At 55.0% G+C, this 25,390-nt stretch carries 17 protein-coding genes and 1 pseudogene; 9 read left to right on the plus strand and 9 right to left on the minus strand.

From position 1 onward, the window contains the following. The first annotated feature begins 187 nt into the window (after positions 1-187). The 4 genes and pseudogenes from ACYVIT_RS06595 to ACYVIT_RS06610 all read left to right on the plus strand — a co-directional run. Positions 188-847 carry a GntR family transcriptional regulator gene (locus ACYVIT_RS06595; protein ID WP_415806310.1) on the plus strand — a complete coding sequence of 220 codons (660 nt, stop codon included), beginning with the start codon at positions 188-190 and terminating at the stop codon, positions 845-847. 38 nt (positions 848-885) lie between these two features. Beyond that, on the plus strand, positions 886-1,608 hold the full coding sequence (locus tag ACYVIT_RS06600; protein ID WP_415806311.1) for a ribonuclease activity regulator RraA: 723 nt from the start codon (positions 886-888) through the stop codon (positions 1,606-1,608). Between the two features lie 254 nt (positions 1,609-1,862). After that, entirely contained in the window at positions 1,863-3,113 is a 1,251-nt protein-coding gene (locus ACYVIT_RS06605) for an ankyrin repeat domain-containing protein (RefSeq protein WP_415806312.1), read from the plus strand. 57 nt (positions 3,114-3,170) lie between these two features. Beyond that, positions 3,171-3,359: pseudogene (locus ACYVIT_RS06610) on the plus strand (ankyrin repeat domain-containing protein); the annotation flags it as partial. Between the two features lie 87 nt (positions 3,360-3,446). Here the strand turns inward: ACYVIT_RS06610 and ACYVIT_RS06615 are convergent. From ACYVIT_RS06615 to ACYVIT_RS06650, 8 genes are all read right to left on the minus strand, one after another. Continuing rightward, a complete protein-coding gene (locus ACYVIT_RS06615; RefSeq protein ID WP_415806461.1) occupies positions 3,447-3,659 on the minus strand; it encodes a hypothetical protein in 213 nt (70 codons plus the stop codon). A gap of 128 nt (positions 3,660-3,787) precedes the next feature. After that, entirely contained in the window at positions 3,788-6,082 is a 2,295-nt protein-coding gene (locus ACYVIT_RS06620; protein WP_415806313.1) for an ankyrin repeat domain-containing protein, read from the minus strand. 555 nt (positions 6,083-6,637) lie between these two features. Then, positions 6,638-8,893, minus strand: coding sequence for an ankyrin repeat domain-containing protein (locus tag ACYVIT_RS06625; RefSeq protein WP_415806314.1), 2,256 nt, complete (start codon positions 8,891-8,893; stop codon positions 6,638-6,640). A 71-nt stretch (positions 8,894-8,964) separates the two neighbouring features. After that, the gene (locus ACYVIT_RS06630; RefSeq protein ID WP_415806315.1) at positions 8,965-11,331 is read right to left on the minus strand and encodes a hypothetical protein; all 2,367 of its coding nucleotides are present in this window, start codon (positions 11,329-11,331) and stop codon (positions 8,965-8,967) included. A 179-nt stretch (positions 11,332-11,510) separates the two neighbouring features. Next, positions 11,511-13,766, minus strand: coding sequence for an ankyrin repeat domain-containing protein (locus tag ACYVIT_RS06635; protein ID WP_415806316.1), 2,256 nt, complete (start codon positions 13,764-13,766; stop codon positions 11,511-11,513). Between the two features lie 393 nt (positions 13,767-14,159). Continuing rightward, positions 14,160-16,418 (minus strand): ankyrin repeat domain-containing protein, encoded by a 2,259-nt coding sequence (locus ACYVIT_RS06640; protein ID WP_415806317.1) that lies wholly within the window; start codon positions 16,416-16,418, stop codon positions 14,160-14,162. Between the two features lie 193 nt (positions 16,419-16,611). Further along, positions 16,612-18,531, minus strand: coding sequence for an ankyrin repeat domain-containing protein (locus ACYVIT_RS06645; protein ID WP_415806318.1), 1,920 nt, complete (start codon positions 18,529-18,531; stop codon positions 16,612-16,614). A gap of 100 nt (positions 18,532-18,631) precedes the next feature. Next, complete coding sequence (locus tag ACYVIT_RS06650) at positions 18,632-18,979, minus strand: hypothetical protein (protein ID WP_415806319.1); 348 nt, start codon at positions 18,977-18,979, stop codon at positions 18,632-18,634. Positions 18,980-19,220: 241 nt separating this feature from the next. Here ACYVIT_RS06650 and ACYVIT_RS06655 point away from each other — a divergent pair, with 241 nt between their 5' ends. The 5 genes from ACYVIT_RS06655 (at position 19,221) to ACYVIT_RS06675 (ending at position 23,921) form a co-directional block, all read left to right on the plus strand. Continuing rightward, entirely contained in the window at positions 19,221-19,853 is a 633-nt protein-coding gene (locus ACYVIT_RS06655; RefSeq protein ID WP_415806320.1) for a GntR family transcriptional regulator, read from the plus strand. A 103-nt stretch (positions 19,854-19,956) separates the two neighbouring features. Beyond that, positions 19,957-20,931 carry a tripartite tricarboxylate transporter substrate binding protein gene (locus tag ACYVIT_RS06660; RefSeq protein WP_415806321.1) on the plus strand — a complete coding sequence of 325 codons (975 nt, stop codon included), beginning with the start codon at positions 19,957-19,959 and terminating at the stop codon, positions 20,929-20,931. 23 nt (positions 20,932-20,954) lie between these two features. After that, the gene (locus ACYVIT_RS06665; protein WP_415806322.1) at positions 20,955-21,968 is read left to right on the plus strand and encodes a Bug family tripartite tricarboxylate transporter substrate binding protein; all 1,014 of its coding nucleotides are present in this window, start codon (positions 20,955-20,957) and stop codon (positions 21,966-21,968) included. Positions 21,969-21,993: 25 nt separating this feature from the next. Continuing rightward, positions 21,994-23,055, plus strand: a complete 1,062-nt coding sequence (locus ACYVIT_RS06670; RefSeq protein WP_415806323.1) for an isocitrate/isopropylmalate dehydrogenase family protein — start codon at positions 21,994-21,996, stop codon at positions 23,053-23,055. Positions 23,056-23,057: 2 nt separating this feature from the next. After that, complete coding sequence (locus ACYVIT_RS06675) at positions 23,058-23,921, plus strand: amidohydrolase family protein (protein WP_415806324.1); 864 nt, start codon at positions 23,058-23,060, stop codon at positions 23,919-23,921. 95 nt (positions 23,922-24,016) lie between these two features. Here the strand turns inward: ACYVIT_RS06675 and ACYVIT_RS06680 are convergent, their stop codons facing one another. Continuing rightward, a complete protein-coding gene (locus ACYVIT_RS06680) occupies positions 24,017-25,363 on the minus strand; it encodes a tryptophan--tRNA ligase (RefSeq protein ID WP_415806455.1) in 1,347 nt (448 codons plus the stop codon). Positions 25,364-25,390 lie beyond the last annotated feature (27 nt).

The raw sequence follows: 25,390 nt of genomic DNA on the forward strand, positions 1-25,390 counted from the left end.
TTTTTGCTTTTGCTTTGTGGGATTCATGGTAAGAAGTCACTCAAAAAGTGTCAACACTTTTATTTAAATCGAATACGATTATTTAGAATTCGTCTTCGATATGAATCAATCTGACGGTAGCGCAGGTACAATTTGCCGTCATAATCGCCTTGTCGCAGCGACACATTTCTGCATACTTTCCGTGCCTATGACCCAACCATCCGAACAAAAGCTACCGTTGCTCGCCGCAACCGCGGCCGACGAAATCAAGCGTCTGATCTACTCGGGCGACATCGCGCCAGGTTCACGGCTGAACGAGGCTGCGCTGGCGCAGCAGATGGGGGTCAGCAGGGGGCCCATTCGTGAAGCCATACGCATCCTGGCCGGCAGCGGCCTGGTCACTGCTGTGCCGCACCGGGGCATGTTCGTACGCCAGATGTCGATGCGGGACATGCTCGAGAGCTATGATCTGCGTGCATTGATCTTTGGTTATGCGGCGCGGCGCACGACAGAATATCTATCGCCCGAGCGCACCGCTGCACTGGAAGATCTAATGACCCAGATGGAGGCCGCCGCTGAAATCTCCGACGGTGGCAGCTATTACGAGTTGAATCTGAAATTCCACGACTTGATCCTGGAATACAGCAATAACCGCCATGCTGCGCGTGCATACACCGAGTACGTCAACGAGCTGCATCTGTTTCGTCGTAAATTTTTCAATTACGCCGCCAAAATGAACCGTTCCAATGCAGAGCACCGCGGCATTGTCGACGCCATCAAGGCAGGTGACGTGGTTCGTGCCGGCGAGCTGGCCGAACAACACGTACTGGCAGGCAAGCAACGCCTGCTCGCCGATCTGGCCGATTGATTTTCCGTTTGTTCTCTTATTCGTTTCAGGAGCCTTCTATGTCTGTCGATGCCTTGCCTATTGAACCGAAGATCAAACAAGCCCTCGAAGGCGTCACGACGGCGACGCTGACCACGGTTCTGCTCAAAAAGGGCCTGCGCAATGTCTGGCTGCGCGGTGCGTTTCCGCTGGCTCCTTTTGACAAACGTATCGTCGGCCGTGCTTTTACGTTGCGCTTTGTGCCGGCCCGCGAGGACCTGGCGACGCCTGCGTCCTGGTCATCTCCTATCTCCACACGCGCCGCAATCGAAGCCATGCCAGAGGGCGCTATCGCGGTCGTGGACGCGATGGGCGTCAACGACGCGGGAATCTTTGGCGACATCCTCTGCGCGCGTATGAAAAAGCGTGGCGTGAGCGCGCTGGTGTCGGACGGCGTCGTGCGCGACCTTGAGGGCGTGTTGGGGACCGGGCTGCCCGTGTGGGCGAGCGGCGGCGCTGCGCCTCCATCTGTGGCTGGCTTGACGTTTGTAGGATGGCAAGAGCCCGTGGGCTGCGGCGGTGTTGCAGTTTTTCCGAATGACTACATCGTGCTCGACCGGGACGGTGCAGTACTGATCCCTGCAGACATCATCAACGACGTGGTGGAGGCATCTGTCGAGCAGGAGCGCATGGAAGGCTGGATCATGTCCGAGGTCGAGGCCGGCACCCCATTGCCGGGCTTGTATCCACCTAATGAGCAGAATCTGGCGCGTTATAAGGCTTGGCGGGCGAAGCAAGGCTGATCTATCGCCGTATTCCATTTTCACCCCTGCGGAGTCTTGCTCAGGGAAGTATCAATACGGGGGACGACTCGAACTTAAGCCAATAAGAACGCATCAGAAGTGCTGGATGGAACGCATCTGGCGGGCTGTCGTTCCTGATTGAAAGAGAATGGTCCTTTTTCGCCCAATTCCTGGGATCGCCGCGTGATCAAAAAATTTTTGGGAACAGATTGAGCGGTCATGGTACTCATGAATTTTCTGATAAGGGCATACCTATGTGGAAGGTTCAGCATTTTCCAGATTCATACGTCAGACGACCGGACGCGATATTGCTGTCAAGGCGGGAGGCGGCATTCAACGAAGTCTTTAACGCCGTCCAGGCGCATGATCCTCAAGCCCTTGCCGAGGCACTTGACGACAGCTCGTTCGATCTGGCGTCCTTCGAGCAAGAGAAGGGACACACGATCCTTCATTTGGCCATTTCGCTCGGTTATGACGATATTGCAATGATGGTTCTGCAACGTGCAGGCAACAATGCAAAAGTCATCAATGCAAAGGATAGGCAGGGATATACCCCCTTGATGGCTGCAGCGGCTATGCGCAACGTGGGTCTGATGAAAACGTTGGTTGATTCGGGGGCACTTGTCAATGACGGTATTACGCGCTCACAGGATGGCGGGCATATTCAAGCCGAAAGTGCTGCTGCTACTGCACAGTTGTTGATTGATGTCGATGGCAATATTCCCGACGCCTTTGGACGCGCCGTATTTCACCAGAATAGAGCCGCGGCAAAGTTGTATTTCGATGCGGACGCATTGTCTATTGTGCAAAGCAATGCTGATCACCTAGGCCAATTGATCCACCACGGGTATATCCAGACGGACGACGTGCACACATGTCTGGATCGCGCAATGCAATGTGGAAACCAAGCCGCTTGTAACGCCTTGACCAGGCCGGATGTCGTGCTATCGGTTTTGGTTGCCATGTCGAATTGTCCTGAGACAGAAAAAATAGCTACGCTCACGAATTTCATGAGCGCAGGTGCGGACACGACGAGTTGGGTCGGAAACGCGGTAACCAGGTGCGTGTTGAATGCGGACAAGTCTCGCGATCCAGAGGAAAGGGTGTGGGTTGATGCAGCAATGAACTGGCGTGACTTGGAGATCTTGAGGCTTGTGATTGCCGTCGGGGCTCCTACGATTCCCGAATTGGTCCGGCTGGGTGAACATGGCGACTTAGTGATGGCCCAAAGACTGATCAGTTTCGGGGCCGATGCCATTGGCGCTATGGAAACGCTGCGTGCGACAAACGAGCAGGCTGCAAACGTAGTCGCCTACGCTGCACTCAAGGGTGTACTGGACAAAGCAGATTTACCCGAAGAAGAAAAGCTGCGGAGGCTGATGGCTTTGATGCTCGAAGCAGACCGCGCCGTTGTCGGCCTGCTGATCGCGGACGAGTTGAACGCCGGAGCGCACGCTGCAGTCACGCTGTTGGGAATGGCTGAGGCGATGCTCTGGGAGGACTAACAGAAGTGCTGCCGCCAACGGCCGAAGGAGGCCGTTGGCGATTTCGCGATTCGGGCCGTGGGATCAAAGGACTCGAATAAGCCTAAGCAAAACAATATTGACGCCCTTTCTCATAGGCTGGATGAGTATCAGTTCGACTTGACTGCCATCGATGAAGTCGATGGGCAAACAGTACTTCATAAGGCCATTGCGCACGGCCATGATCAAATGGTAAGGATGCTGTTGGGCAGAGCGGGCAATGACCCGCTGATTCTTGATGCCAAGAATCGGTGCGATCGGGCAACGTGCTATCGGCACGATAGCTGTGCCGTCAAGCGAAAACGGAAGTACGTATTAGAAATCATCAAACGGGATGTCTCCGCCCATGAGCAGCGTCATCATATCGGCGAAGTTACCCAATACTTCCAGGATCTCGGTCCAATCGAGGCTAGAGATGGTGTCCCAGCCGGTTTCGGCATGCGCGGGGGCAACGCCAACGGCGATGGCCAGGGCAGAGGCGAGGAAGGCGCTGCGGAAAAACTTGGTGTTAAGAATCGACTTGAGCATGATTGTCCTTGAATCGAAGAGGATTTTTCGTGTTTTCTCGTGAAACGCTGCGGCTCGTTCACCCACTGCATAAGTGATCTATCGTCCGGATTCGTTCCGCGTAACGCGCTTCGCCGCACTCTGACCGATTAGCTGCTCGCGTTTGCAGGTAATAGCTCTCTGACTGTCTCCATCTGCTGGGGATTCACATGCGTCAACGCGACGTTAAGGTCAGCGCCCAGAACGAGCAACGTCTCTGCTACGAGAGGCTCCCCATCAGAAAGTGCAGCTGCCAGCGCCACGGATCTATCGGCTCCCACATCCATCAATGCGATGGCTGCGTCAATGAGTTCGGAACTGATCGCGATGTATAGGGCTTTGCCTGCGTCCGCGCCTGCCGCAACCAATGCTCTTGCCAAGCCCATTTCGCCCTGCGCGCACGCGTCGATCAGTTCGAAAGATCCATTTGTGGAACTGAGCGGAACAAGTTTCTTCAGTAGCGGCTCATCGCCGTTGTTGGCCAGAAACTTGAGCGTATTAAAGAAGTTGAGTTCAAACCCCGAGGACTCCCCACCTTCCTGAATCACCTCTTTTGCGAATGTCGGGTTTCCCGAATCAACAATATAAGAAAGTACGCTGTGAATGCTGGCACCGGCGTTGATCAGATCCAGGACAAGAGATGTGTTTTGATCGGCTATTGCAACGTCAATGGCAGGAGATATGTCCGTTCCCGCTTGTATCAATAAGCGTGATGACGGCACGTCCAATCCCTCTACGGTATACAGCAGTAGATCGGCAGCCACTTTTTGATTGGCGGGAACTAGCGTCTTCAGCGCGTTCCAATCAAGCTTTACGAAGGCATCCAGCAGAGCTGAGCCGGCAGGCCGGTCTTTATCCTCTAGTCCGTCCGTGATTTGTTGTTTTACTGATTCGTATAACTCTCGGTTGTCGGCCTGCGTTCGAAGCTCCCGAGCTGCTAGAATATTCTCTACGAACGTGATATCGGCCAATCCGCTATCGTGCATCATCGTGTTGGCATCGGCGACGTCTTGCGCCGCCGAATCCAATATCTCTCTGACATGAGAACGCTCGTCCTCCCGTACAAGCGTCAGCGCATCGTCTATCCGTGCACCGGCAGCAATAAGTAGTTTCGCGACAGGCAGCGCACTCGGATCTTTAGTGGAGTCCAACAACATCTTGGATACGTTTCCGCCAGCCTGAATCAATACTTGGAGTTTTGTGATCCACGGTGTCAGGCTTTCCGGCTGATGGCTGGCCATCTTTGTCAATACTTTTGACACGTCTGCACCGGCGGCAATCAACGATCTGACGGCGTCCGTATTGCCGTCATCCAGCAGTCGCAGCAGGCTTGTATGAGCGTCCATTCCGGCACGGATTAATATACCCAAGACGTGAGTATGCCGGCCTTTTGCCAGTGGCATTAATACATGATCTTGTTTGGTCGTGGTCTCCATGCGCATGGCCTCCATGCCGGCCCACATGTACGCGATGTCTGGATTGCTGTTGATGGCTTCGCTTACCAAGCTATCCGACCAGTCTTTCTTGGACATGAGCAGATTGACTATGCCGCCTACATGTGTACTGCCCCATCGGAGAAGATCGCCCAAGACTTCGTTGCCCGCTGCGCGCAACAGCAACAGCGTTTGCTTAGTCAGTTTCGTCGTGTTCGTGGCAATCGCATGCTCGAGCGCGGTGGTTGCATCGGCGCCTGCAAGAGTCAGGTTTCTTGCGAGCGCGGCTCGATTCGGCGACACCGCGTTATCGCGTCTGTCCAAAGTGCGCATGAGAACGAGTGACGGCTCTGCGCCGCTCTTGATGATTGCTTTTGCTTCCTCGATATGGCCCGTCTCACAAGCGCGCGCCAGGGCGGCATGCCGATCGGAGAAAAGCCTTTCAAAGCTATCAACGCGTTGCCGCAGAGCGTACTTATGTGACGCAGCCAGATTCCCGAAACCCTCCAACAATATTTCGGTATGGGCAATGGTTTGTCTTTTCAAGGCCAATCTGGCCTCGGAGCAATTCGCATCATTGCCGACGCGGACGGCCGCGCGGTCGTTTGCTATCAAAGATAGTGCCAGTCTGATATTCCCGTGCTCTACAGCAAGCATTAACGGGGTGTACCCATGGCGATCCACCTGATGAATCGCATTGCTGCTACCGCGAGATCGCTCTATCAATAATTCAACGATGTGGTCATCCCGGTCGTGCTCGATAGCGGAATGAATAGGATTCTGCCCGTTGCTATCAAGAGCGGCAAGATCAACCCTGAGATTGTCGAGCACATAAGAAACACCACGAAAGTCATTTTGCGCAATGGCCGCGCGCAGAGACTCGTCCGGACTCAGGTTCGCCAGGTAATCAAAGGGGCAATTAACGGGGTTGATCAGATGTGTTGTCGGCTGCGAGTTCGAAAGAGGATTCATTGATTAGCATCGTTAATATGAATAGATTGGGGACAGTTGACGCGCGAGCGTTCGCTGTTTCCGGGATCATTATCTGTGCGGCTGCCGCGTTGCCCCGTTCGCCGGCGGAAAAGAGGACCAACTCGCGTGGAAATCGCATTCCGTCCTTGGTGCGTCAGCGTTGACGGTGATCTATCGATCGCCAAAAGAAAACGGCCGCTATGCGGCCGTGTCAACGTGCCCGGGTATTCCGTTTCGTGCCCGGGGACTTGCGCGGTGCTCGTCGCAAGTCTTAATCGCTGCTTAGTGTTGCTTCAGCTCGCGATCGCAATCTGGGTTCCACATGTGTCAACGCAGCGTCAGGATCGGCGCCCAGAACAAGCGCCAGTTCTGCCAATTTGCCGCAATTGAACGGCTGCCAGAGGTGAGGGCCACATGAAGGCAGTTTTGGCCGTTGGGATACTGCTCTGCTTTGATGTCTATTTCAGCGTTCTCGCCAAACGCTCCGTTCCATACGGAGCAGTGCCGCGGTGTCGCAATCAAGCCGTCCCTAGGTCTTGTCAGGCCGGGTGGCGCTTAGCTGCCCGCGTCGGCTGGCAATAGGGTCTCGACCAGCGCCATCTTTTCGGGATCTACCTCTCTCAACGCAACATTTAGATCGGCGCCTAGAACAAGCAACGTTTCTGCTACTGAAGCTTGCGCGTCGGAAAGCGCTCTCGCAAGCGCAACGGAGTTATCTTTTATCAGCGCACCCAGAACTCCGGCCGTGCCAGGATCGCCAGCGTCAAGTGCCTCGAAAAAAGTGTGAGCGTTGTTAAAGCCTGCAGAAATCAAACTGAATGCCAAGCTCTCGGAGCTTGTCGTACTGGTCTGGGCCGGTTCGATAGTGTGCAACGGATTCAGTTTCACTATTGCGGCCATGTTACCGGCTTTCGTCAGATGGCCAAACATGTCCACTATGTTGAACTTGCTTAACTTGATCAATTCTTTTGCGAAAGGCGTTCCTTTTGAGTCAATTGCGTGCCCCAGTACACGATGTGCGAGATCGTCGGCGGCGAGAAGCAGCCTCGCGATGAGCACAATGGCCTTATTGTTGTCTTGGATCTTGCTTATTGTCCAGTCAATGGCAGCGGATATATTCGTTCCTGCTCTTACTAACAATCGTGATGACGGCACATCATGGTGCTGCAACATCATCAGCAGCACCATGACAGCCGCCCGTGAATTTCCGGCTACTCGCGACTTAATTTCGTTCCAATCGGTACTCAACACGGCACGCAGCAGGTCTGCTTCAGCCTGATGTCCCTCAGTCTGTAGCCTATCAGCCGTTTTTGTTAGTCCTTCGTTAATCGGACGGCGGGTAGGTTGATCAATGAACCCCTTTGCCACCAAAATACTCTCCACCAAAGTGATATCGGAAGATCCAGCATCGCGCATCATCCTGTCGACGGCAGCGGCGTCCTGCGCTGCCAATGCTAGCGTTTTCTTTACCTCGGCACGCGTATTTTCCGGACAAAGGGCGACCGCAGCTTCAGCGTTCGCACCGGCAGCCAGAAGTATTTTGGCCACATGCAGTCTGTCCTTCCCATTAGTCGAGGCTAGCAGGAGCTGTGACATGTCCGCTCCGGCCCTGATCAATGTCTGTAGTTTATCGATCCCTATTCTCAGCCCTCGCTGATGATTGCCCATCATTTCTTGCAGCAGCTTTGATACGTTGGCGCCGGCGGAGATTAAAGATCTAACGGCTTCTATCTTTCCCTCATCAACCAGCCGCAGCAGTGTTGAATGACCGTCCACCCCTGAATCAAGCAATAGCTTTATGGCGTCGACACGGCGGTTTTTGGCCAACGAAATTAATGTCGGATCTGGTTTGACTGCTCCGGATCGGACCCAGAACTGCACTGCGGCCTTATCGCCCTGGAGGGCGGCATTTTTTAGGGCGTTCGACCAGTCTTTCTTATTAATGCTATGGAGGAAGATTTTGTCGAACGCAGTCGCCCGCTCCAGGATGAAATCCTTCAGAACGTTGCTGGATGCACCGAGCATCAACAGTGTTCGCACAGGGTGGTAATCAATCTTCGTGGAAAGCGCGTGCTTGAGTGTAGCGGTAGGGTGTGCGCCCGCCGCAAGCAGGTTTCTCGTGATAGTCGCTCTTTCCGGCGACACTGATAAGCCGCTGCCATTCAGCGTACGCATCAGAACAAATGACGGGTCTGCGCCAGCAGCGACTATTACTCTGGCTGCCTCGATATCGCCAGCCCGGCAAGCATTTTTGAGGCTATTATGCTGAACCATAAATGACTGTTCAAAGCTGTCAATGCCTCGGCCAAGGGCGAGTCTATGTGCCTCAGCGATATCGCCGCCGCTCTCTACCAGGAGTCGGGTATGGCCCAGGGTTTGCTGTTTGCGGGATAATCTGTCTGGATGACACGTAGCGTCATTGCCGTCGCTATAGGTCGCCTGCCTGTCCTTTATCATGAACGTTGCCAGACTGATCTTTCCCTGTTCGACGGCCAGCATCAGCGGCGTATATCCATTGCGATCCAGTTCATGGATTGCATTACTACCCTCGGATCGTTCGATCAACAGATAGACGATGTTGTCATCGCGGCCGAGATCGATAGCCGAATGGATAGGATTTTGCCCACAGTAATCAAGGGCGGAGAAATCGACCTCGGAATGATCAAGGACGTAAGAAACACCATCAAAATCATTCTTTGCAACGGCCAGGCGCAGGGATGCGTCGGGACTCAGGTTCCTCATGTAGTCAAAGGGGCAACTAACCGGGGTCGCCTGATGTGTTGTCGGCTGGTGGCTCGAAATGGGATTCATTGGCTAATATCAGTAGATTGAGTATTTGCGCTAGCTCGGCAGGGCGTAGGGAGTTGAACGCTCACATTTGCTCATTTGCTTCTCTGGAAGCCTCTATTCACGTTAGGGGTGCCTGGCGATGGCATCAACAGATCTCTAGCGCCCGTCAGGGCCAAAACCAACGTGCCGGCGGCGTCGTGCTCGTTGTCCGTTCGCAGCTTCCTGATTGACGCGTCAAAGTCCGCCCCCGCGAGAAAGAGTTTGCGCGCGTCTATTCGATTGTTTTTCCTGCCTAGATCTACTAATAAATCCTGCGTGGGCGCTCCAAGTGCAACAAGCCACCTCAGGTCGGCAGTCCTGCCGTCGTCAATGAGTTTTTCGAGCAGGGTGTCTGCATTGGCTCCCAGCTGAAACAGCTGAGTCAGCCTGGCGGCTTTTACTCCAGGGGTCAGTGCTTCGGTATGGAACACGGTTGACGTTGCTTCTTGCCCTACAGACTTGTGCTGTCCCTCGAGTAACTTCTGCGCGGTTTTGATGTCGCCAAGCTCAATGGCTTGCAGCAACGCAACGGATAACTTAGCGCCTAGCGTCAAGAGATCTCTTTTCGCTCGGAACTTATCGTCGATAAATGCGTGCCTCAAGGTCGTATGAATATCTACCCCTGAAGCAACCAAGCGTACTGCCGACTCCTGATGCCCACTCTCCAATAATGAAATCAAGGCGCCATGCCCGTCTGCGCCAAACGCAACGAGCGCATTCGCAATCTCGGTATGCCCGTTTCGGGCAGCCTGCACCAATGTCTCTTGGCCGTTGTCGTTCATGATGGAAAGGAGTGCGCGTGCGGACTCTAGCTCGCCGTTTGCGACGAGTTTACTGAGCGCCTCGCTCGATACGTCCTTTGCTTGGATAAGCATTCGTGCGACATTCATGTCGCCAGCCCTCAAGCGGTCAGTTAACGTTTCGAGTGCGTCCATACCAGCATTGAGCAATGTGCGAATTGCATCCAACTCCCCGGCTTGACTCAGCGTTTTCAGTGCGCCAACGGTGTCGACCGGTGTGTCCAACAAACTCGCCACATCGACAGCGTTTTCGTCCCTCGCAGCAGACAGAAGCGCGGCATTTCTCTGGGTCGATGAGAGCCGTGAAACGTCCATTTTTATCTCGTGGATATATTGCATTACGTCGGCCGGCAGATAGTGAGTGTCCACGCCCGCGACAATTAATAGCCGTATCGCTTCAAGGCCAGCCGGGTTGTCCTGTCGGTATAGGCTGAGAAGGCTGTGCAGCACATTTTCTGGTAACACGCCGGCAGCCAGTAATTTTTTTGTCGCCACCAGATTTCCCGTAGTAGCAGCTGTCATCACAAGTCTGACGGGATAGTCATTGTCATAGGGGTAGCCGTTCACCCTAGAGTCGACGAGTTTTTTTATTGCACGGGCGTTACCGCTCGCCGTCATGCCGTCTGGGCCTAGATCATCAATGCAATTGCTAAGGCCAACTAATTTGACCATGGCGTCAAAATTTCCGTTGTTGGCCAGCCTCAATATAGCGATCATGTCGCTATGCGGAGAAGCGTCGATGCTGTGCCTGTTCTTATTATTGACTGCGGTCATCAAAAATGAAGCAGCCCTTTTACTCGTCGCATCGCCAGAATTTTCTACGATCGTTATCAGCGCCTTGGGGACATCTGCCCCGCCGTCAAGTAGATTGCTCAATGGTATGGGGGCGCTTGTATTTAGGAGTTGCGCTTCGAGAGGGAGATTCCCGGCTAGGATACTAAAGTGTGTAGCCGCGGAGACTAATGCTTCCGATCCCTTGGCTCCCAGCAAAACCAGTGTGCGCGCCTCATCCGACCGGCCTATTTGCGTTAAGTGGTTCAATGCCTTGGTCGCATCCACCCCTAGCCGGACCAGCAACTTTGCGCCATTCAACCCGTCTTCACCGTTCATGGGGCGAACGAGGTCGGACAACACCTTTGGGGCATCAACGTTGCTAGCGATCAAGCGTTCGGCTATTAGCGCATGGCCTCGTTCCGCGGCAGATTCCAGGGCTCGGGATAGACCGACACTAGCGCCGGCGTTGAGTAACGCGCCAACCACATGAGCGTCGTCGGATGCGGATTTGGCTGCATGCATGATAGGGGTGTACCCCGTATCATCCTGGCTGTCGACGAGACCGAGATTTCGCTCATAAGACAGTCGTGCGAGATTCACCGCGATTGAATGGCTGCCAGACGTGACGGCCATATGAAGGCAATTTTGACCGTTGAGGTACCGCTCTGCTTTGACGTCTATTTCAGTATTCTCGCCAAATGCCAGCGCTTCGAACGTTTTCCAATCGTCTTTCTGTAAAGCCCGTAGTAGTTGATTTTTGGCCTTTTTGACACTAGCGCTTTCTGACCAATAATCGTCTCCGATAGAGCTGGGCAGATTCCGAAAAAGGTTGATTTCTGTAGGCATAGAACGGTTCTCTATAGGAAAACGCCACACAGCGTTGACTTGGAAGCCGCCCGACTGCCATTCGGCTCATGATCGCCGTTTGCGTAATGAGCGGCTAGGTCACGTAAGTAACGAAGCCGCTCGTTGCGTTCCATACAGGTAGCGTCCCGTTACCATATGGGACGCTACGATAGGAATACCTAGCTGCCCGCGCCGGCGGGTAACAGCGTCTTGACCAGCGGCATCTTTTCCGGGTCTACCTCTCTCAACGCGAGATTCAGATCGGCGCCTAGAACAAGCAACGTCTCTGCGATTGAGGTTTGCGCGTCGGAAAGAGCTCTCGCAAGCGCGACGGATTTGTCGTCTAATGCTGCCCCCAGAATTCCGGCCGTGCCAGGATCGCTAGCGTCAAGCGCCTCGAAAAAGGTTTGAGATTTCGTAAAGCCCGCAGATCTCAATTCCGATGCCAAGTCCTCAGATCTTTTTGTGCTGGTATAGGCCGCTTCGATGGTGTACAACGGATTAAGTTTAGCGATTGCGGCCAGTTTTCTGGTTTTCCACAGATGGCTAAACATGTCCGCCATGTTGATCCTGCTTAACTTGATCGCTTCTTTGGCGAAAGGTGCCCTGTTGGAGTCAAGAAGATACTCAAGTACGAGATGAGCTTGACGGTCGGCAGCGTGAAGCAGCTTAGCGATGTGCAAATTGAACTTATGGTCGTCGTCCATGCCTGTATTTGCCACTTCAACGGCCCGAGTCATATTCGCTCCCGCTTGCAATAATAAGCGTGATGACGGAATGTCGCCGATCTGCAGCATAAGGTTAAGCACCACGCGCCCCGCGAGCTGATTTCCGGCTACTCCCGCCTTAATTTCGATCCAATCAACACGCATCACGGCACGCAGCAGGTCTGCGTCGGCTTGACGTCCGTCAGCCTGTAGCACGTCTACCATTTTCGTTAGTATTTCGCGATGTTCGCTCCGGTCGCCTCGAGCAATAAACTCCTTCGCTAAAAAGATATTCTCTGCCAAAGTGATATCGGAAAATCCGGTATCGCGCATCATCTTGGAGACAGCAGCGACGTCTTGCGCTGCCAATGCTAACGTTTTCGTTACCTCAGCACGCTTGTTCTCCGAGCAGAGAGCTACTGCAGCGTCAGCGTTCGCACCAGCGGCCAGAAGTACTTTTGCTACATGCAGTCTGTCCTTCCCATGAGTCGCGGCAAGCAACAGTGGTGACAGGTCCGCTCCGGCCTTGATCAATGTCTGGAGTTTCTCGATCCCTATCCTCAGCCCTGGTCGCTGATGGGCGATCATCTCGCGCAACAGCTTCGGTACGTTTGCGCCGGCGGAGATTAAAGATCTAACGGCTTCTGTATCGCCGTTACTAAGCAACTCCAGCAGTTTCGAATGCGCATCCACTCCTTCATCAAGCAATAGCTTTATGGCGTCGGTGCGGCGGTCTTTGGCCAAGGAAATTAATGTCTGATCTGGTTTGACGACTCCCGATTGGAGCCAGAACTGCACTGCGGCCTTATCGCCCTGGAGGGCGGCATTTTTTAGGGAGTTCGACCAGTCTTTCTTATTAATGTTATGGAGGAAGATTTTGTCGAACGCAGTCGCCCGCTCCAGGATGAAATCCTTCAGAACGTTGCTGGATGCACCGAGCATCAACAGTGTTCGCACAGTGAGGTAATCAATCTTCGTGGAAAGCGCCTGCTTGAGTGCGACGGTAGGGTTTGCGCCTGCGGCAAGCAGGTTTCTCGTGATAGTCGCTCTTTCCGGCGACACTGATAAACCGCTGCCGCTCAGCGTACGCATCAGAGCAAATGACGGGTCTGCGCCGGCAGCGACTATTGCCTTTGCTGCCTCGATATCGCCAGTCCGGCAAGCATTTTTCAGGTGATTATGCTGAACGATAAATGACTTTTCAAAACTGTCGATGTTTCGAAGGAGGGCGAGTCTATGTGCCTCAGCGATATCCCCGCCGCTCTCTACCAAGAGTCGGGTATGGCCCAGGGTTTGCTGTTTGCGGGACAATCTGTCTGGATGACACGTAGCATCATTGCCTTCGCTATAGGTCGCCTGCCTGTCCTTTATCATGAACGTTGCCAGACTGATCTTTCCCTGTTCGACGGCCAGCATCAGCGGCGTATATCCATTGCGATCCAGTTCATGAATTGCATTACTACCCTCGGATCGTTCGATCAACAGATAGACGATGTTGTCATCGCGGCCGAGATCGATGGCCGAATGGATAGGATTTTGCCCATAGTAATCAAGGGCGGAGAAATCGACCTCGGAATGATCAAGGACGTAAGAAACACCATCAAAATCATTCTGTGCAACGGCTAGGCGCAGGGATGCGTCGGGATTCAGGTTCCTCATGTAGTCAAAGAGGCAGCTAACCGGGGTTGCCTGACGTGTTGTCGGCTGGTGGCTCGAAATGGGATTCATTGGTGAATATTCGTGGATTAAATGGATCGATGGATATCTGACGTAACCGCGTTCTTAGTGGTGTGGAGGGGCAGTCAGTTAAGATAAATTGCATGAACTGAGTGGCAGTGTTGCAGTTTGGGTTCCACGGTGCGTATCAATATGCTTGGAGGCAGCCTGTGGGCGCGTTCGGTAATGTGCTGTAGCGTTCGCTACGCTGTCCACGCTGTTTCTAGGCGACTGTCTGTACGGCCGTATGTCGGCGAGTTCGACGGCAAAAAAAAGCCAAATCGCGCCGGATGCAGTTGCGTCCGATTTGATTTGGCTAATGTGTTCGGCTGAACGGGATGTCCCGTTCGATAAAACGTGTTGCGTGTATAGCAGCTACACGCGGCTATTCAGGTCGAAAGGAAATTAACTGCTCGTGCCGGCGGGCAATAGGCGCCTGGCTTTCTCAATATTCTTGGGATCCACCTTTGTCAACGCGACCCTCAGGTCTGTCCCAAGAGCAAGCATCATCTCAGCTATCAATGGGTGTTCGTCGGAAAGGGCTGCCGCAAGCGCCACGGATTTATCGGCACCTAAACTCATCAGTGTTTTGGCTGCGTCGGGGGCGTCAGAAATGATCGCTCGGTATAGAGCGCGATCTGCGTTTACTCCTGCGGAGATCAACGCGCGTGCCAAGCCCGCATTGCCCTGGTTGCATGCATTGATCAGTTCGCCGAGTCCATCGGTGATGCTTAGCGGAAGAAGTTTCTTTAGTAGCGGCTCGTTGCCGCTTTCCGCTAGAAACTTGAACATATCAAAAATGTCGATCCGGGCCGTCTCAATCACTTTTTTTGCGAATGTTTGCTCTTTTGAATCAATCAGAGAATTAAGTACGCTATGCGCGCTCTGGCCGGCCATGATCAATCTCGCGGCGAGAACAGGGCCGGTAGCGCCGTAATCGCTCATGGCTGCCTTAATGGTCGCGGATATATCCGCTCCTGCTTGTATCAACAGGCGTGATGACGGCGCATCCGCTGCTGACAGCAGATCGTGCAGAACGTTGGAAGCCGCTTCTGGATGGGTGATTGTTAGTGTCTTAATTGCGTTCCAATCAACTATTTCGACGGCACGGATCAGGTCTGCTTCTGCCTGCTTTCCTTCTGCCTCCCGATAGGCTGCATGTTTATGTAGTATCTCTTTATAAGGTCCCATATTGGGTCGGTTTCTCATCCCCTGAACTAGCAGGATGTCCTCCAACAGCGAGTTATCAGCCATTCCGGCATCGAGCATCAATTTGCTGGCGTTGGCAGCGTCTTGCGCCGCCAATTCCAGTGTTTTCCGGACATCGGAACGTTGATTCTCTGGTGCAAGTTCTACCGCGCCCTCAGCCTTCGCACCGGCAGCGATAAGCACTTTTGCCACCGATAGACTCGCCTCGGTTTTCGTCGAGTCAAGCAACATCCGTGATAGATCCGCGCCGGCCTTGATCAAGGTTTCCAGTTTCTTGATCCCCAGTGTCAAACCGTCCTTTTGATTCTTATCCATCTCCGACAATACCGTTGACACCTCTGCGCCGGCGGAAATCAAGTGTTTGACACCCTCTGTGTTGCCCTCCTCAAGCAAGCGCATCAGTGTCGAATGGGGGTTAACGCCTTCAGCCAGCAATAATTTTATGGCGGCATTGTGGCGACCATTTACCAAAGGCATTAATACTTGATCGGGTTTCAGGCCGCCCAACCTGTCGATCCAGAATTTCACAGCGCTCGCATTGCCTTTGATAGCTTCGCTAATCAGTGCCTTTTCCCAGTTGGTCCGCGACTTGAGCAAATACCACATGTTGGTGGTCAGTCCTGTACCCCGGAGATCCTCCATGGCTTTGCGCCCTGACGCGCCTAACACCAACAGTGTCTGCACAGTCGATCGGGACACCGAAGTGGAAAGCGCTTGCTTGAGCGCGACAGTCGGGTCGGCGCCTGCCGCGATTAGGTTTCTGATGATGGTGGCTCGATTCGGCGAAACCTCGCCACCGCGTCCGGTCAGCGTGCGCATCAAGACAAATGATGGATCCACGCCGGCCTTGATGATGGCTCTAGCCGCGTCGAGGTTGCCATCCTCGCAGGCGTTTCGTAGATGGACATGCTGCAGGGAGAATAACTTTTCAAAGCTCTCAATGTCTCGCCGAAGGGCGAGCTTATGCGCCGCGGCGATATCACCACCAGTTTCCAGTAATAGTCGCGTATGGGTAATGGTGCTTTGCTTTCGCGCCAATCCAGCCGGTGAGCAATTTGCATCATTGCCTGCGCTGACGGTCGCCTGCCTGTCCTTTATCAAGGACGTTGCCAACCTGATATTTCCGTGTTCGACGGCGAGCATCAGCGGCGTGTATCCATTGCGATCCATCTCATGAATCGCGTTACTGCCGAGAGATCGCTCTATCAACAGATTAGCGATGTTGTCGTGGCGACCGAGGGCAATAGCCATATGGATGGGATTCTGTCCACTGAAATTCAGAGCCGAGAAATCCACCGTGAAATTAGCAAGGACGTAAGAGACGCCACGAAGATCATGTTTCGTAATGGCCGCGCGCAGAGAATCATCCGGACTCATGTTGTCCATGTAGTCGAAAGGGCAATTAACGGTGTTTGCCTGATGTGTTTTCGGTTCGTAGTTCGAAACGGGATTCATTGCTCAGTATCCGTAATGGAGATAGATCGATGGGTAGCGCCATACTGAACAAATCTGTGGCCTGCGTCACTCGGACCGGTCTGGTTCTGGTTCGGCAGTTCCTTCAGGGACTAGTGAGAAAGATTCCGATATCGCACCGGACCGTAGCGAATGATCGATGCGCCGCTGTGTGGTTGTTCAACGGGTCAAAGAATTAGTCACTGCTTCCGGTTGTGCGCGCTATCCGGGGTTCGTTAGATTTGGGCCTGGCCGGCTCGAACGTTGCTGCGACGGCGGCCACCATCCACAGGTTCGCGACATCTCGCTCGCGTCCTGCTGCGTCGTGCTCGCCGTTGGCGGTGTACTCTCTGGCGTTCTTTAACAGCTCCTCTCTCAGGAATAAAAAGTCTGTCCCTAAACTAATTAGTTTCCGCGCCGTCTCTACACCCACTCCGCTGCCTAGCTTTATAAGTGCTTTGGTAGTCGGCCCATTGGCGGCAATCATGAGCTTCACCGTCGCGAAGTGCCCCGCGTTCACTGCTTCAATAACCAGTTCAGTCGCCGCTTCCTCGCCGTTCTTGTTTATCAGTCCTTGCAGCTGCGCGATTTTTTCTAAATTGGATAAATCTCTTTTCTGCAGCACATTTTTTAGCGCGGCATATGAAATGATGTTCAGGGCATCCTGTGTGCGTCTTGCCAAGGCTTGCTTGCTTATTGCCAAGGTCTGATTGCCGCTTGCCGAGGCCTGTTTGCCGCCTTCAGTCGCACTGTCGATGACTCTAAGCAGCCAATCTATTGGTGGGGAAAAATCCGCCCCCATATGTATCAGTTGATACGCGCGCCGTTGTGCAGCCCTTTTATTGTCTGTGCTTCTGCTGAGATCCAGCAGTGCAGCGGTGGCAGATGCTCCAGCCCGAATGAGAAGTCGCACGGTATCTAGCGATTCACCTGCGCTCACCATTTTGCGAATCAAATCACTGGTGGCCTTGTATGCTCCCGCAGCGATCAAGGTTCTAAGTGCCGATACCTTTTCTGTGTCGGCCACGTCGCTCGTCTCGAGTAGATTGTTTAGCGCAGCCGCGGCAATGACGTGCGCCGCAGGGTGCGTCGCCGCACGCAGCAGCCGCATCGCGCCGATCGCATCGGCGCCCAGCGCAATCAGCTGCTGCGCCATCATTCCGTTGTTACTCTTACCTAGGCGCGTCAAAGCGGCAATGGTGGGCGCTCCGACAGCAATCATGAGCCTGATATCATCCAGGTTGTCGCGCACTGTGGACGCGTTTTTCTGTCTCTCTTCGGCTGGGATGCACGATACATCTGTGTTTAGCAGAAACTCATTTACAACGCCAGAAATCCAATGTTTGGTGTCAGACCCGGCGTTTATGAAAGTTTTTAGCGCGGCAATTTTTTCTGTGTCGGGTCGATTTCTCATCGCGGCTAACGTCAACCGCACGACGCCTGGTTTCGTTAAACCGGCTATGGCCGCCTTGTCACCCGTTTTCAAAGCGTTCTTTAGAGGATCTAGAACATCATCTGCCCGGATGCACTCGTGCTCAATCATCGTCCGCATTGCGGTGATGCCATTTTCCATGGTGGGTGGGGTATCTTCTCCAGCCTCAAAGCGTAGTTTGAGGCCGTTGTTTTCCCAATTCTGAGCGGCAAATTCGAATGCGGTACATAGATCGCGATAAGCTTCAATCAGCGTCCGTGCCTTGGCTCGCTCGAAATCAGCCTGATCCAAATTTGGGGCAAGCCTACCCGTGTCAGCATGTGCTTTGGCTAGTACGTGCATCAACACGATGTTCTGCGTTGCGATCGCGTGCATCAATGGCGTGTATCCATGCCAATCTTTAGCCTCAAGTAGACCCAGAGCGTTTTCCGCTCGTTCCAGCAACATCGACGTGATCTCCTCATGACCCAGCGAAACTGCTAGATGGAGTATCGTTTTTCCAGTGGCATTGTCGACGGTTTGCAGATCAAACTGACTCTCGTCTAGCGCATTAGACAAAACTTCAACATCGCCGCTCGCCACGACACTAAAGATATCTTGGTCAGAGAGTGTTGGCTCGGCAAAATCTCCGATCGACTGCATCGCGAATAATGCCTGGGAGGCCAGACGCTGAATTGATTCCATGGGGTCGATACCTAAAAGCAATCTAAGTAACGGCCGCACGAGGTGTGTTCCATCTATGGGGCGCCTGCATCGGCGCTCTACAGAGCCAACGCGGGGTTTATTACCAGCGGACTTCCAACGTATGCGCGTGTGCGTTGTCCCACCCCTCGGCGAATCCATATAGCCCCGCCAAGGCGAGGACCGTGGCTTGGCGAACCCCTGCACTCACCACCGCCGGGTCCATGCCACGCAAGACGGAGTCGCCGACGAAAGGTACGATCAAACCGTCTTTCGTGGATTTCGCTGCGTCTCCAAAACCAAGCTCGCCGCCTAGCGTTTGGCCGATGGCGTAGCCTGCAGCGTGAGCCGCCATGCTCATAAATAGGGTTCTCTGCAGTTCCATGTTGGCAGAGTCCGGTTTGATGCCGCCGCACACGTTCGTCAAGTCATATAAAGAAAGTTGGCGCATGATTGCCTCCAATTTTCACAAAACAAGGAAAGGGAAATTTCAGTATCCGATGGGTACTGAGAGGTAACACCTTTTATCTGAAAGATGGTCCGAAAGGTGATTCCTTAGCATAGCCTTAACAGCCGAGAGTGGCAGGGCGGGCGTCCACAGTGCCGTCAAAAATAAGACCTGGCATCATGCCTTTATTTGACCATCTATTTTTTGTATGCAAAAATATATTTAAGAATATATAGGGACACTCATGCCTATCCCGCAAGCCAGTTCGCAGGCGTTCGCCGCCTATAACGAGATCAAGCAGCGCATTTTCATGGGCGAATTTACGCCGGGAATGCGGCTGCGCGAGATCGAGGTTGCCGCGCTGCTGGAGATGGGGCGTACGCCTGTGCGCGAGGCGCTCAAACGCGTTCAGGACGAAGGGCTGTTGCGGCATGAGCCCGGACGAGGCATGGTTGTCGCCACGATGGATCAGCAAGAGGTGGGCGAGCTCTATGCCATGCGCAAAGTGCTGGAGTCGGCCGCTGCCGCCATGGCGGCTCAGCATGCGACGGACGCCGAGATCGCCAACATGCAGGCGATTTTGGACGAGGGCGATGTGGATCCGGTGGCATTGAATCTGCGTTTTCACGACGCTATCTATAGCGCCGCGCATAACCGGCATTTGATCAGGTCGTTGCGCTCGTTGACCGATACCACCTATCTGTTGGGACGCAGCACATTGAGTTCCAAGGCGCGAGCGAAGGTCGCGATGAAAGAACACAACGATATTGTGGAAGCCATCCGCAGCCGTGACCCTGAGCGTGCCGCAGCCGCCGCACGGCATCACATTCACCAGGCATTGCTGGAGCGCCTCAAGCTGCTGCGACAGCGCGGTTGACCTATTCGCCTATCGAATGGTTTCGTCGCGGCCGGAATAAAAGAATCTGTTTCACCTCACCAAAATAAGTTGGCCTATTCAGGCAATCAGGAGACATCGCCTTATGCGTTACTTGAAGCACTTCCGCCGATATGCAGCTTTAACCGTCGCATGCGTCATGCCTGTCTTGGCCTGCGCCCAGGGTTTTCCCACTAAGCCCATCAAGCTGGTAGTGCCGTTTGCGGCGGGTGGCGGCACGGATAGTATTGCGCGCGATATGGCCCGCACCTTGAGCGAGCGTCTGGGGCAGCCTGTCGTGGTGGAGAACCATGGCGGCGGCGGGGGCTCTATTGGGGCCAATAACGTCGCACATGCCAACCCCGATGGATACACCTTGTTGTTCGCGACGTCGACGTTCGTCACCAACGCTGCCGCAGAGGTCTCCAGCTCCTACGACGTGGAGAAGTCTTTCGCGCCGGTGGCGCTGATCGGGCGTGGTCCCTTGCTGGTGGTGGCTAACAAGGACCTGGGCGTAAAGTCGATTGCGGATTTGCGCAAGCTGGCCACTGAGCGTCCCGGCGAGATCAATTTCTGCTCGGCTGGTGCGGGCAGTATCAATCATCTGTCCGGCGAATTGTTCAAGCAAAAGGCCAATGTGCAGATGATGCATGTGCCATACAAGGGCAGCGGCCCCGCCACGGTGGATCTGCTGGCGGGCCGAGTGCAGGTGTTCTTTGCGACGGTACCGACTATTTTGGGACAGGTGAAGGAAGGGCGAGTGCAGCTGTTGGCCGTGACGCGGGAGCAGCGTTCCCCCTTGTTCCCCGATGCACCGACCATGGCGGAAGCGGGTGTATCGGACTTCAACATTTCGACGTGGTGGGGCATCTTGGCGCCTGCTGGCACTCCGGCAGTGATCGTTCAGCAGTTGAATGCGGCGGTAAACGAGGCGGCAGCAGCAGACCTGGTACGTCAACGATTGACGAACGAAGGTGCAGACTTGTTCGCAGGTACACCAGATGATTTCGGCAAGGCACTGTCGGCAGAGCTGGCGTTGTGGCGTGGTGTGGTAAAGCAATCCGGCATGCACCTGGATTGATATATCGGTGCGGGAGACCTCTTATGTCTAATTATTCTTTGCCGCAGCAGCCGGCGCGCCGCCGTCTGTTAGCCAGTGCTGGCGCTGTTGCCGGCTGGATGGCGCTCGGCGGACGCGCTGCATTTGCCCAAAGCGATTACCCCTCGCAGCCTGTGACGGTAATTGTGCCCTATGCGCCGGGAGGCCAAGGCGATGTGTTTGCGCGTCTGATCGGCGAAAAACTCGGCAAGTCATTGAAGCAGACCGTTGTGGTGGAAAACCGGCCCGGTGCATCAGGCGCGATTGGAGCGCGCATGGTTGCGCGCGATGATCCCGATGGATATCGCTTGCTGTTGGGACAGACCGGTGAAATGGCGGTGAACCCGTTCGCCATGCGAAACCTCGGTTATGACCCACAAAAGGATTTTGTGCCTATCGCGCTGGTCGGCGATTCGCCCTTGGTGCTCGTTGTGCCGGCGGAATCGCCGTACAAGACGCTGTCGGCGCTGATTGAGGCTGCATTGGCGAAACCGGACAGCGTGACGTATGCCTCCTCCGGTACGGCGACGCCAGGTCATTTGGCAGCGGCCGCATTGGCGTTGGGCACCAAGAGTACGATGGTGCATGTGCCCTATAAGGGGGCAGGCCAGGCGATGACGGATTTGCTGGGGCAGCACGTCGATTTCTTCTTTTCCAGCGCGGCAGCGGCAATGGCGCATATTTCTGCTGGCAAGCTGAAGGCTCTGGCGGTGTCCACTCCCAAGCGTATCGCCGCGTTGCCGGATGTCCCCGCGGTGGCTGAAAAGACAGTGCCAGGATTCGAGTTCAGCTTATGGGGCGGGTATTTTGCGCCTGCAGCGACGCCGTCTCCCGTTGTGCAGCGATTGAATCAAGAGATTAATGCTGCGCTGTCCGATGCGTCCATACGTGAACGTTTCGAGGTAGATGGCGTCGTCATTCGGCCCAATACGGCAGAGGAGTTCGCGGCGTTCGTTCGTCGCGAAATGGAAAAGTATCAACGCCTGGTCGCACAGACCGGCGTGTCTATCGAACCTTAACGTCATTTATTTTCGAGGTGTTCTCATGAAGATCGTTGTATTGCCGGGTGACGGCATCGGGCCTGAAACGATGGCGGTGGCGGTGGATGCGCTGCAGGCTGTGTCACAACGTTTCGATCTGGGCTTGCAGCTGGATCACGACATCGCGGGGCATGACAGTCTCAAGCGTCATGGCGCTACGGTGACACCGGCATTGCTGGAAAAGGTCTTGGCCGCTGACGGTCTGATGCTGGGCCCCATGGCGACCTATGACTTCAAGGACGAGTCCAAAGGCGAAATCAATCCTTCGAAGTTCTTTCGCAAGAATCTGGATCTGTACGCCAATATTCGTCCGGCCCGCACTTATGCAGGTACGCGAGCGCGGTTGGGCGAATTCGATCTGGTGGTTGTGCGCGAAAATACTGAAGGTTTTTACGCGGATCGTAATATCGAGTCGGGCGGCAGCGAGATGCTGATCACGCCTGACGTCGTCGTGTCCTTGCGCCGTATCACGCGTCAATGTTGCGAACGTATTGCACGCTCTGCTTTTGAGCTGGCGATGACGCGCAAAAAACACGTGACGATCGTACACAAGGCGAATGTGCTGAAAATCGGTGATGGTATGTTCATCGATATGTGCCACGAAGTCGGAAAGGAGTTTCCCGAGGTACGCGTGGATGACGTCATTGTCGATGCAATGATGGCGCATGTGGTTCGCGCACCGGATCGCTATGACGTGATCGTCACGACCAATATGTTCGGCGATATTCTGTCGGACCTGACGGCGGAGCTCTCTGGCAGTCTGGGGTTGGGGGGCTCGCTGAATGCCGGACGTGATCATGCCATGGGACAAGCCGCGCATGGTTCGGCTCCTGATATTGCGGGCAAAGATCTGGCTAATCCCGCATCGCAGTTGTTGTCGGCCGCCATGTTGTTGACCTGGTATGGCCAGCGCAAGGGCGGACAAAAATTCCTCGACGCTGGCAAGGCGATTGAAGCTGCACTCGCCGCCAGCATTGCGTCGGGCCAGTGCACGGCCGACGTGGGCGGCAAGTTGGGTACGCGTGCTGCCGGCAAGGCTGTGGTCGATCAGTTGCGGGCAGCATGATCATGGCCACGCCAGCGCTGCCCCCAGCAGCTTGTGATTGCCACGTTCACGTCGTAGGTGATCCTGTCCGTTATCCCATGGTCGCGGATCGCCACTACACGCCAGGGCCTGCTTCGATGCCGGACCTGAAGCGACACATGAGCTCATTGGGTATCACCCATGCAGTGATCGTGCAGCCTAGCGTGTATGGCACGGACAATACTTGCATGTTGGATGGTTTGCGCGATCTGGATGGGGCAGGGCGTGGTGTGGCGGTATTGGATGACAGTGCTTCCGACGCGTTGCTTCGTGATTTTCATTCATCGGGCGTGCGTGGATTACGCCTGAACCTGGAAAGTACAGGCAGCCGCGATACACGGCGCATGCGTGATGATCTGCAAGCGTGGGCGCAACGGTTGGCGCCTCTGGGTTGGCACGTGCAGGTGTATGCCTCGTTGGATGTTATTGCAGAAGTTGTTCCCATTCTGCAAGCGTTACCGGTGCCTGTTGTGTTGGATCACTTTGCCGGCGTGCCGGCAGGCACGGCGTTGACTGATTCGCGGGTGCAGGCCATATTGGGGTTGGTCGCGTCAGACGCGGCCTATGTCAAGCTGTCTGCGCCCTATCGCATCGATGCCTCGGGTACTGCTGTTGAGGCTGTGGCGGGATTGGCGGCGGCGTTTATCCAGGCCAATCCTGATCGCATGCTTTGGGCCAGCGATTGGCCGCATACCAACCGTGAACCCGGGAAGTCTCCGCTGGAGATCAGCGCCTATCGGCAGATAGGCCCCCGCCGATTGGCGCAGGACATCCACACCTGGCTGTCCGATGAGGCGCTGCGCACGCGCGTGCTGGTAGAGAATCCGGCGCGCCTGTACGGCTTTTAAGCCGTCTTTGTGCCGGATGAGGCGACTTGAATCCCGTGCAGATGCGTGGGACTCGAGGCCGCCTTTGCGCTGGGACAGGCGTTGCTTGTGCCCCGTCAGCCTTGTGCGGCCAAGGCTTGGCGCACCTGCTCCAACAATGCATCGCGCTGCGCTTCGTCGTCGGCGGCAGGCCCTTGAGCGATGGCCGCGCCATCCAGCACCGCCGTGTAGCTGAGTCCATCGACCCGCAGAACATCCTGGTCGCTGCCAGCCTGCAGGCGTTGTACCAGTGCGCCCGCCTCTTTGGGATTATCAAAGCTGCGCGATAGCAAGAGCTCTTGGCCGTCTGCGCCCAGCAACCGGAAACGGAACGTGCCGTCGTCATCGCGAAAGCTGACAAAGCGCGCTGCTTTGTTGGATTTCTTGGTGGTGGTTTTGTCTGCTGCCGGGATGGCGGTATGGCGGCGCAGACCGACGGCCTCGCGCAATTGCGCCATGAACGGCGTCGCCAGTTTGCGGGCCTTTTGGCCGCCGGCTTGCAGGATGTCTTCGATACGCTCGGGATGCGCCATCAGAGCCTGATAGCGTTCGCGCATGGGAGCAATATCGCGCTCCAGGCGCTCGTAGAGAGCCTGTTTGGCGTCGCCCCAGCCCATGCCGGCCTCGAGCTCTGCGCGGAAGGCCGCGGACTCATCCTCGGTCGCAAAGGCGCGGTACAGCGTATACAGATGCGAGCCCTCGGCATCCTTGGGTTCGCCCGGTTGGCGCGAGTCCGTCACGATGCGCATGACCGCAGCGCGCAGCGCAGCCGGATCACCTTCGAACAGCGGGATGGTGTTGTTGTAGCTCTTGGACATCTTGCGCCCGTCCAGACCCGGCAGGGTGGCGACGGATTCTTCGATGACGACTTCCGGCAGGACAAAATATTCGCCGTTGTAGAGGTGGTTAAAGCGTTGAGCAATATCGCGCGCCATTTCCAAGTGCTGGATTTGGTCGCGCCCCACAGGGACCTTGTTCGCGTTGAACATCAGGATGTCCGCCGCCATCAGCACAGGGTAGGAAAACAGGCCCATGGTGATGCCGTCGTCCGGGTCGACGCCCTTGGCGGTATTTTGATCCACTGAGGCTTTATAGGCATGGGCGCGATTCATCAGGCCCTTAGCCGTGACGCACGTCAATATCCAGCACAACTCGGGAATCTCGGGGATATCCGATTGGCGATAAAACGTCACGCGTTCGGGATCCAGGCCGCCAGCAAGCCACGTGGCCGCGATTTCCAGGCGGGACCGCGCCACGCGGGCAGGATCATCGCACTTGATCAGCGCGTGGTAGTCCGCCATGAAGTAGAACGCATCGGTACCCGGCTGGGTGCTGGCGTTGATGGCTGGGCGGATGGCGCCAGCCCAGTTGCCGAGGTGAGGGGTGCCAGAGGTGGTGATGCCGGTTAGAACGCGGGTACTCATGAGCAGGGCGGACAAAGCGTTATTGGA

Source organism: Bordetella muralis (genome assembly GCF_054781015.1).

Coding starts and splice junctions, on each gene's coding strand:
- ACYVIT_RS06670 (WP_415806323.1), top strand. CDS start 21,994: ATGAAGATCGTTGTATTGCCGGGTGACGGCATCGGGCCTGAAACGATG.
- ACYVIT_RS06600 (WP_415806311.1), top strand. CDS start 886: ATGTCTGTCGATGCCTTGCCTATTGAACCGAAGATCAAACAAGCCCTC.
- ACYVIT_RS06615 (WP_415806461.1), bottom strand. CDS start 3,659: ATGCTCAAGTCGATTCTTAACACCAAGTTTTTCCGCAGCGCCTTCCTC.
- ACYVIT_RS06625 (WP_415806314.1), bottom strand. CDS start 8,893: ATGAATCCCATTTCGAGCCACCAGCCGACAACACATCAGGCGACCCCG.
- ACYVIT_RS06595 (WP_415806310.1), top strand. CDS start 188: ATGACCCAACCATCCGAACAAAAGCTACCGTTGCTCGCCGCAACCGCG.
- ACYVIT_RS06680 (WP_415806455.1), bottom strand. CDS start 25,363: ATGAGTACCCGCGTTCTAACCGGCATCACCACCTCTGGCACCCCTCAC.
- ACYVIT_RS06660 (WP_415806321.1), top strand. CDS start 19,957: ATGCGTTACTTGAAGCACTTCCGCCGATATGCAGCTTTAACCGTCGCA.
- ACYVIT_RS06620 (WP_415806313.1), bottom strand. CDS start 6,082: ATGAATCCTCTTTCGAACTCGCAGCCGACAACACATCTGATCAACCCC.
- ACYVIT_RS06630 (WP_415806315.1), bottom strand. CDS start 11,331: ATGCCTACAGAAATCAACCTTTTTCGGAATCTGCCCAGCTCTATCGGA.
- ACYVIT_RS06665 (WP_415806322.1), top strand. CDS start 20,955: ATGTCTAATTATTCTTTGCCGCAGCAGCCGGCGCGCCGCCGTCTGTTA.
- ACYVIT_RS06605 (WP_415806312.1), top strand. CDS start 1,863: ATGTGGAAGGTTCAGCATTTTCCAGATTCATACGTCAGACGACCGGAC.
- ACYVIT_RS06655 (WP_415806320.1), top strand. CDS start 19,221: ATGCCTATCCCGCAAGCCAGTTCGCAGGCGTTCGCCGCCTATAACGAG.
- ACYVIT_RS06640 (WP_415806317.1), bottom strand. CDS start 16,418: ATGAATCCCGTTTCGAACTACGAACCGAAAACACATCAGGCAAACACC.
- ACYVIT_RS06650 (WP_415806319.1), bottom strand. CDS start 18,979: ATGCGCCAACTTTCTTTATATGACTTGACGAACGTGTGCGGCGGCATC.
- ACYVIT_RS06645 (WP_415806318.1), bottom strand. CDS start 18,531: ATGGAATCAATTCAGCGTCTGGCCTCCCAGGCATTATTCGCGATGCAG.
- ACYVIT_RS06675 (WP_415806324.1), top strand. CDS start 23,058: ATGGCCACGCCAGCGCTGCCCCCAGCAGCTTGTGATTGCCACGTTCAC.
- ACYVIT_RS06635 (WP_415806316.1), bottom strand. CDS start 13,766: ATGAATCCCATTTCGAGCCACCAGCCGACAACACGTCAGGCAACCCCG.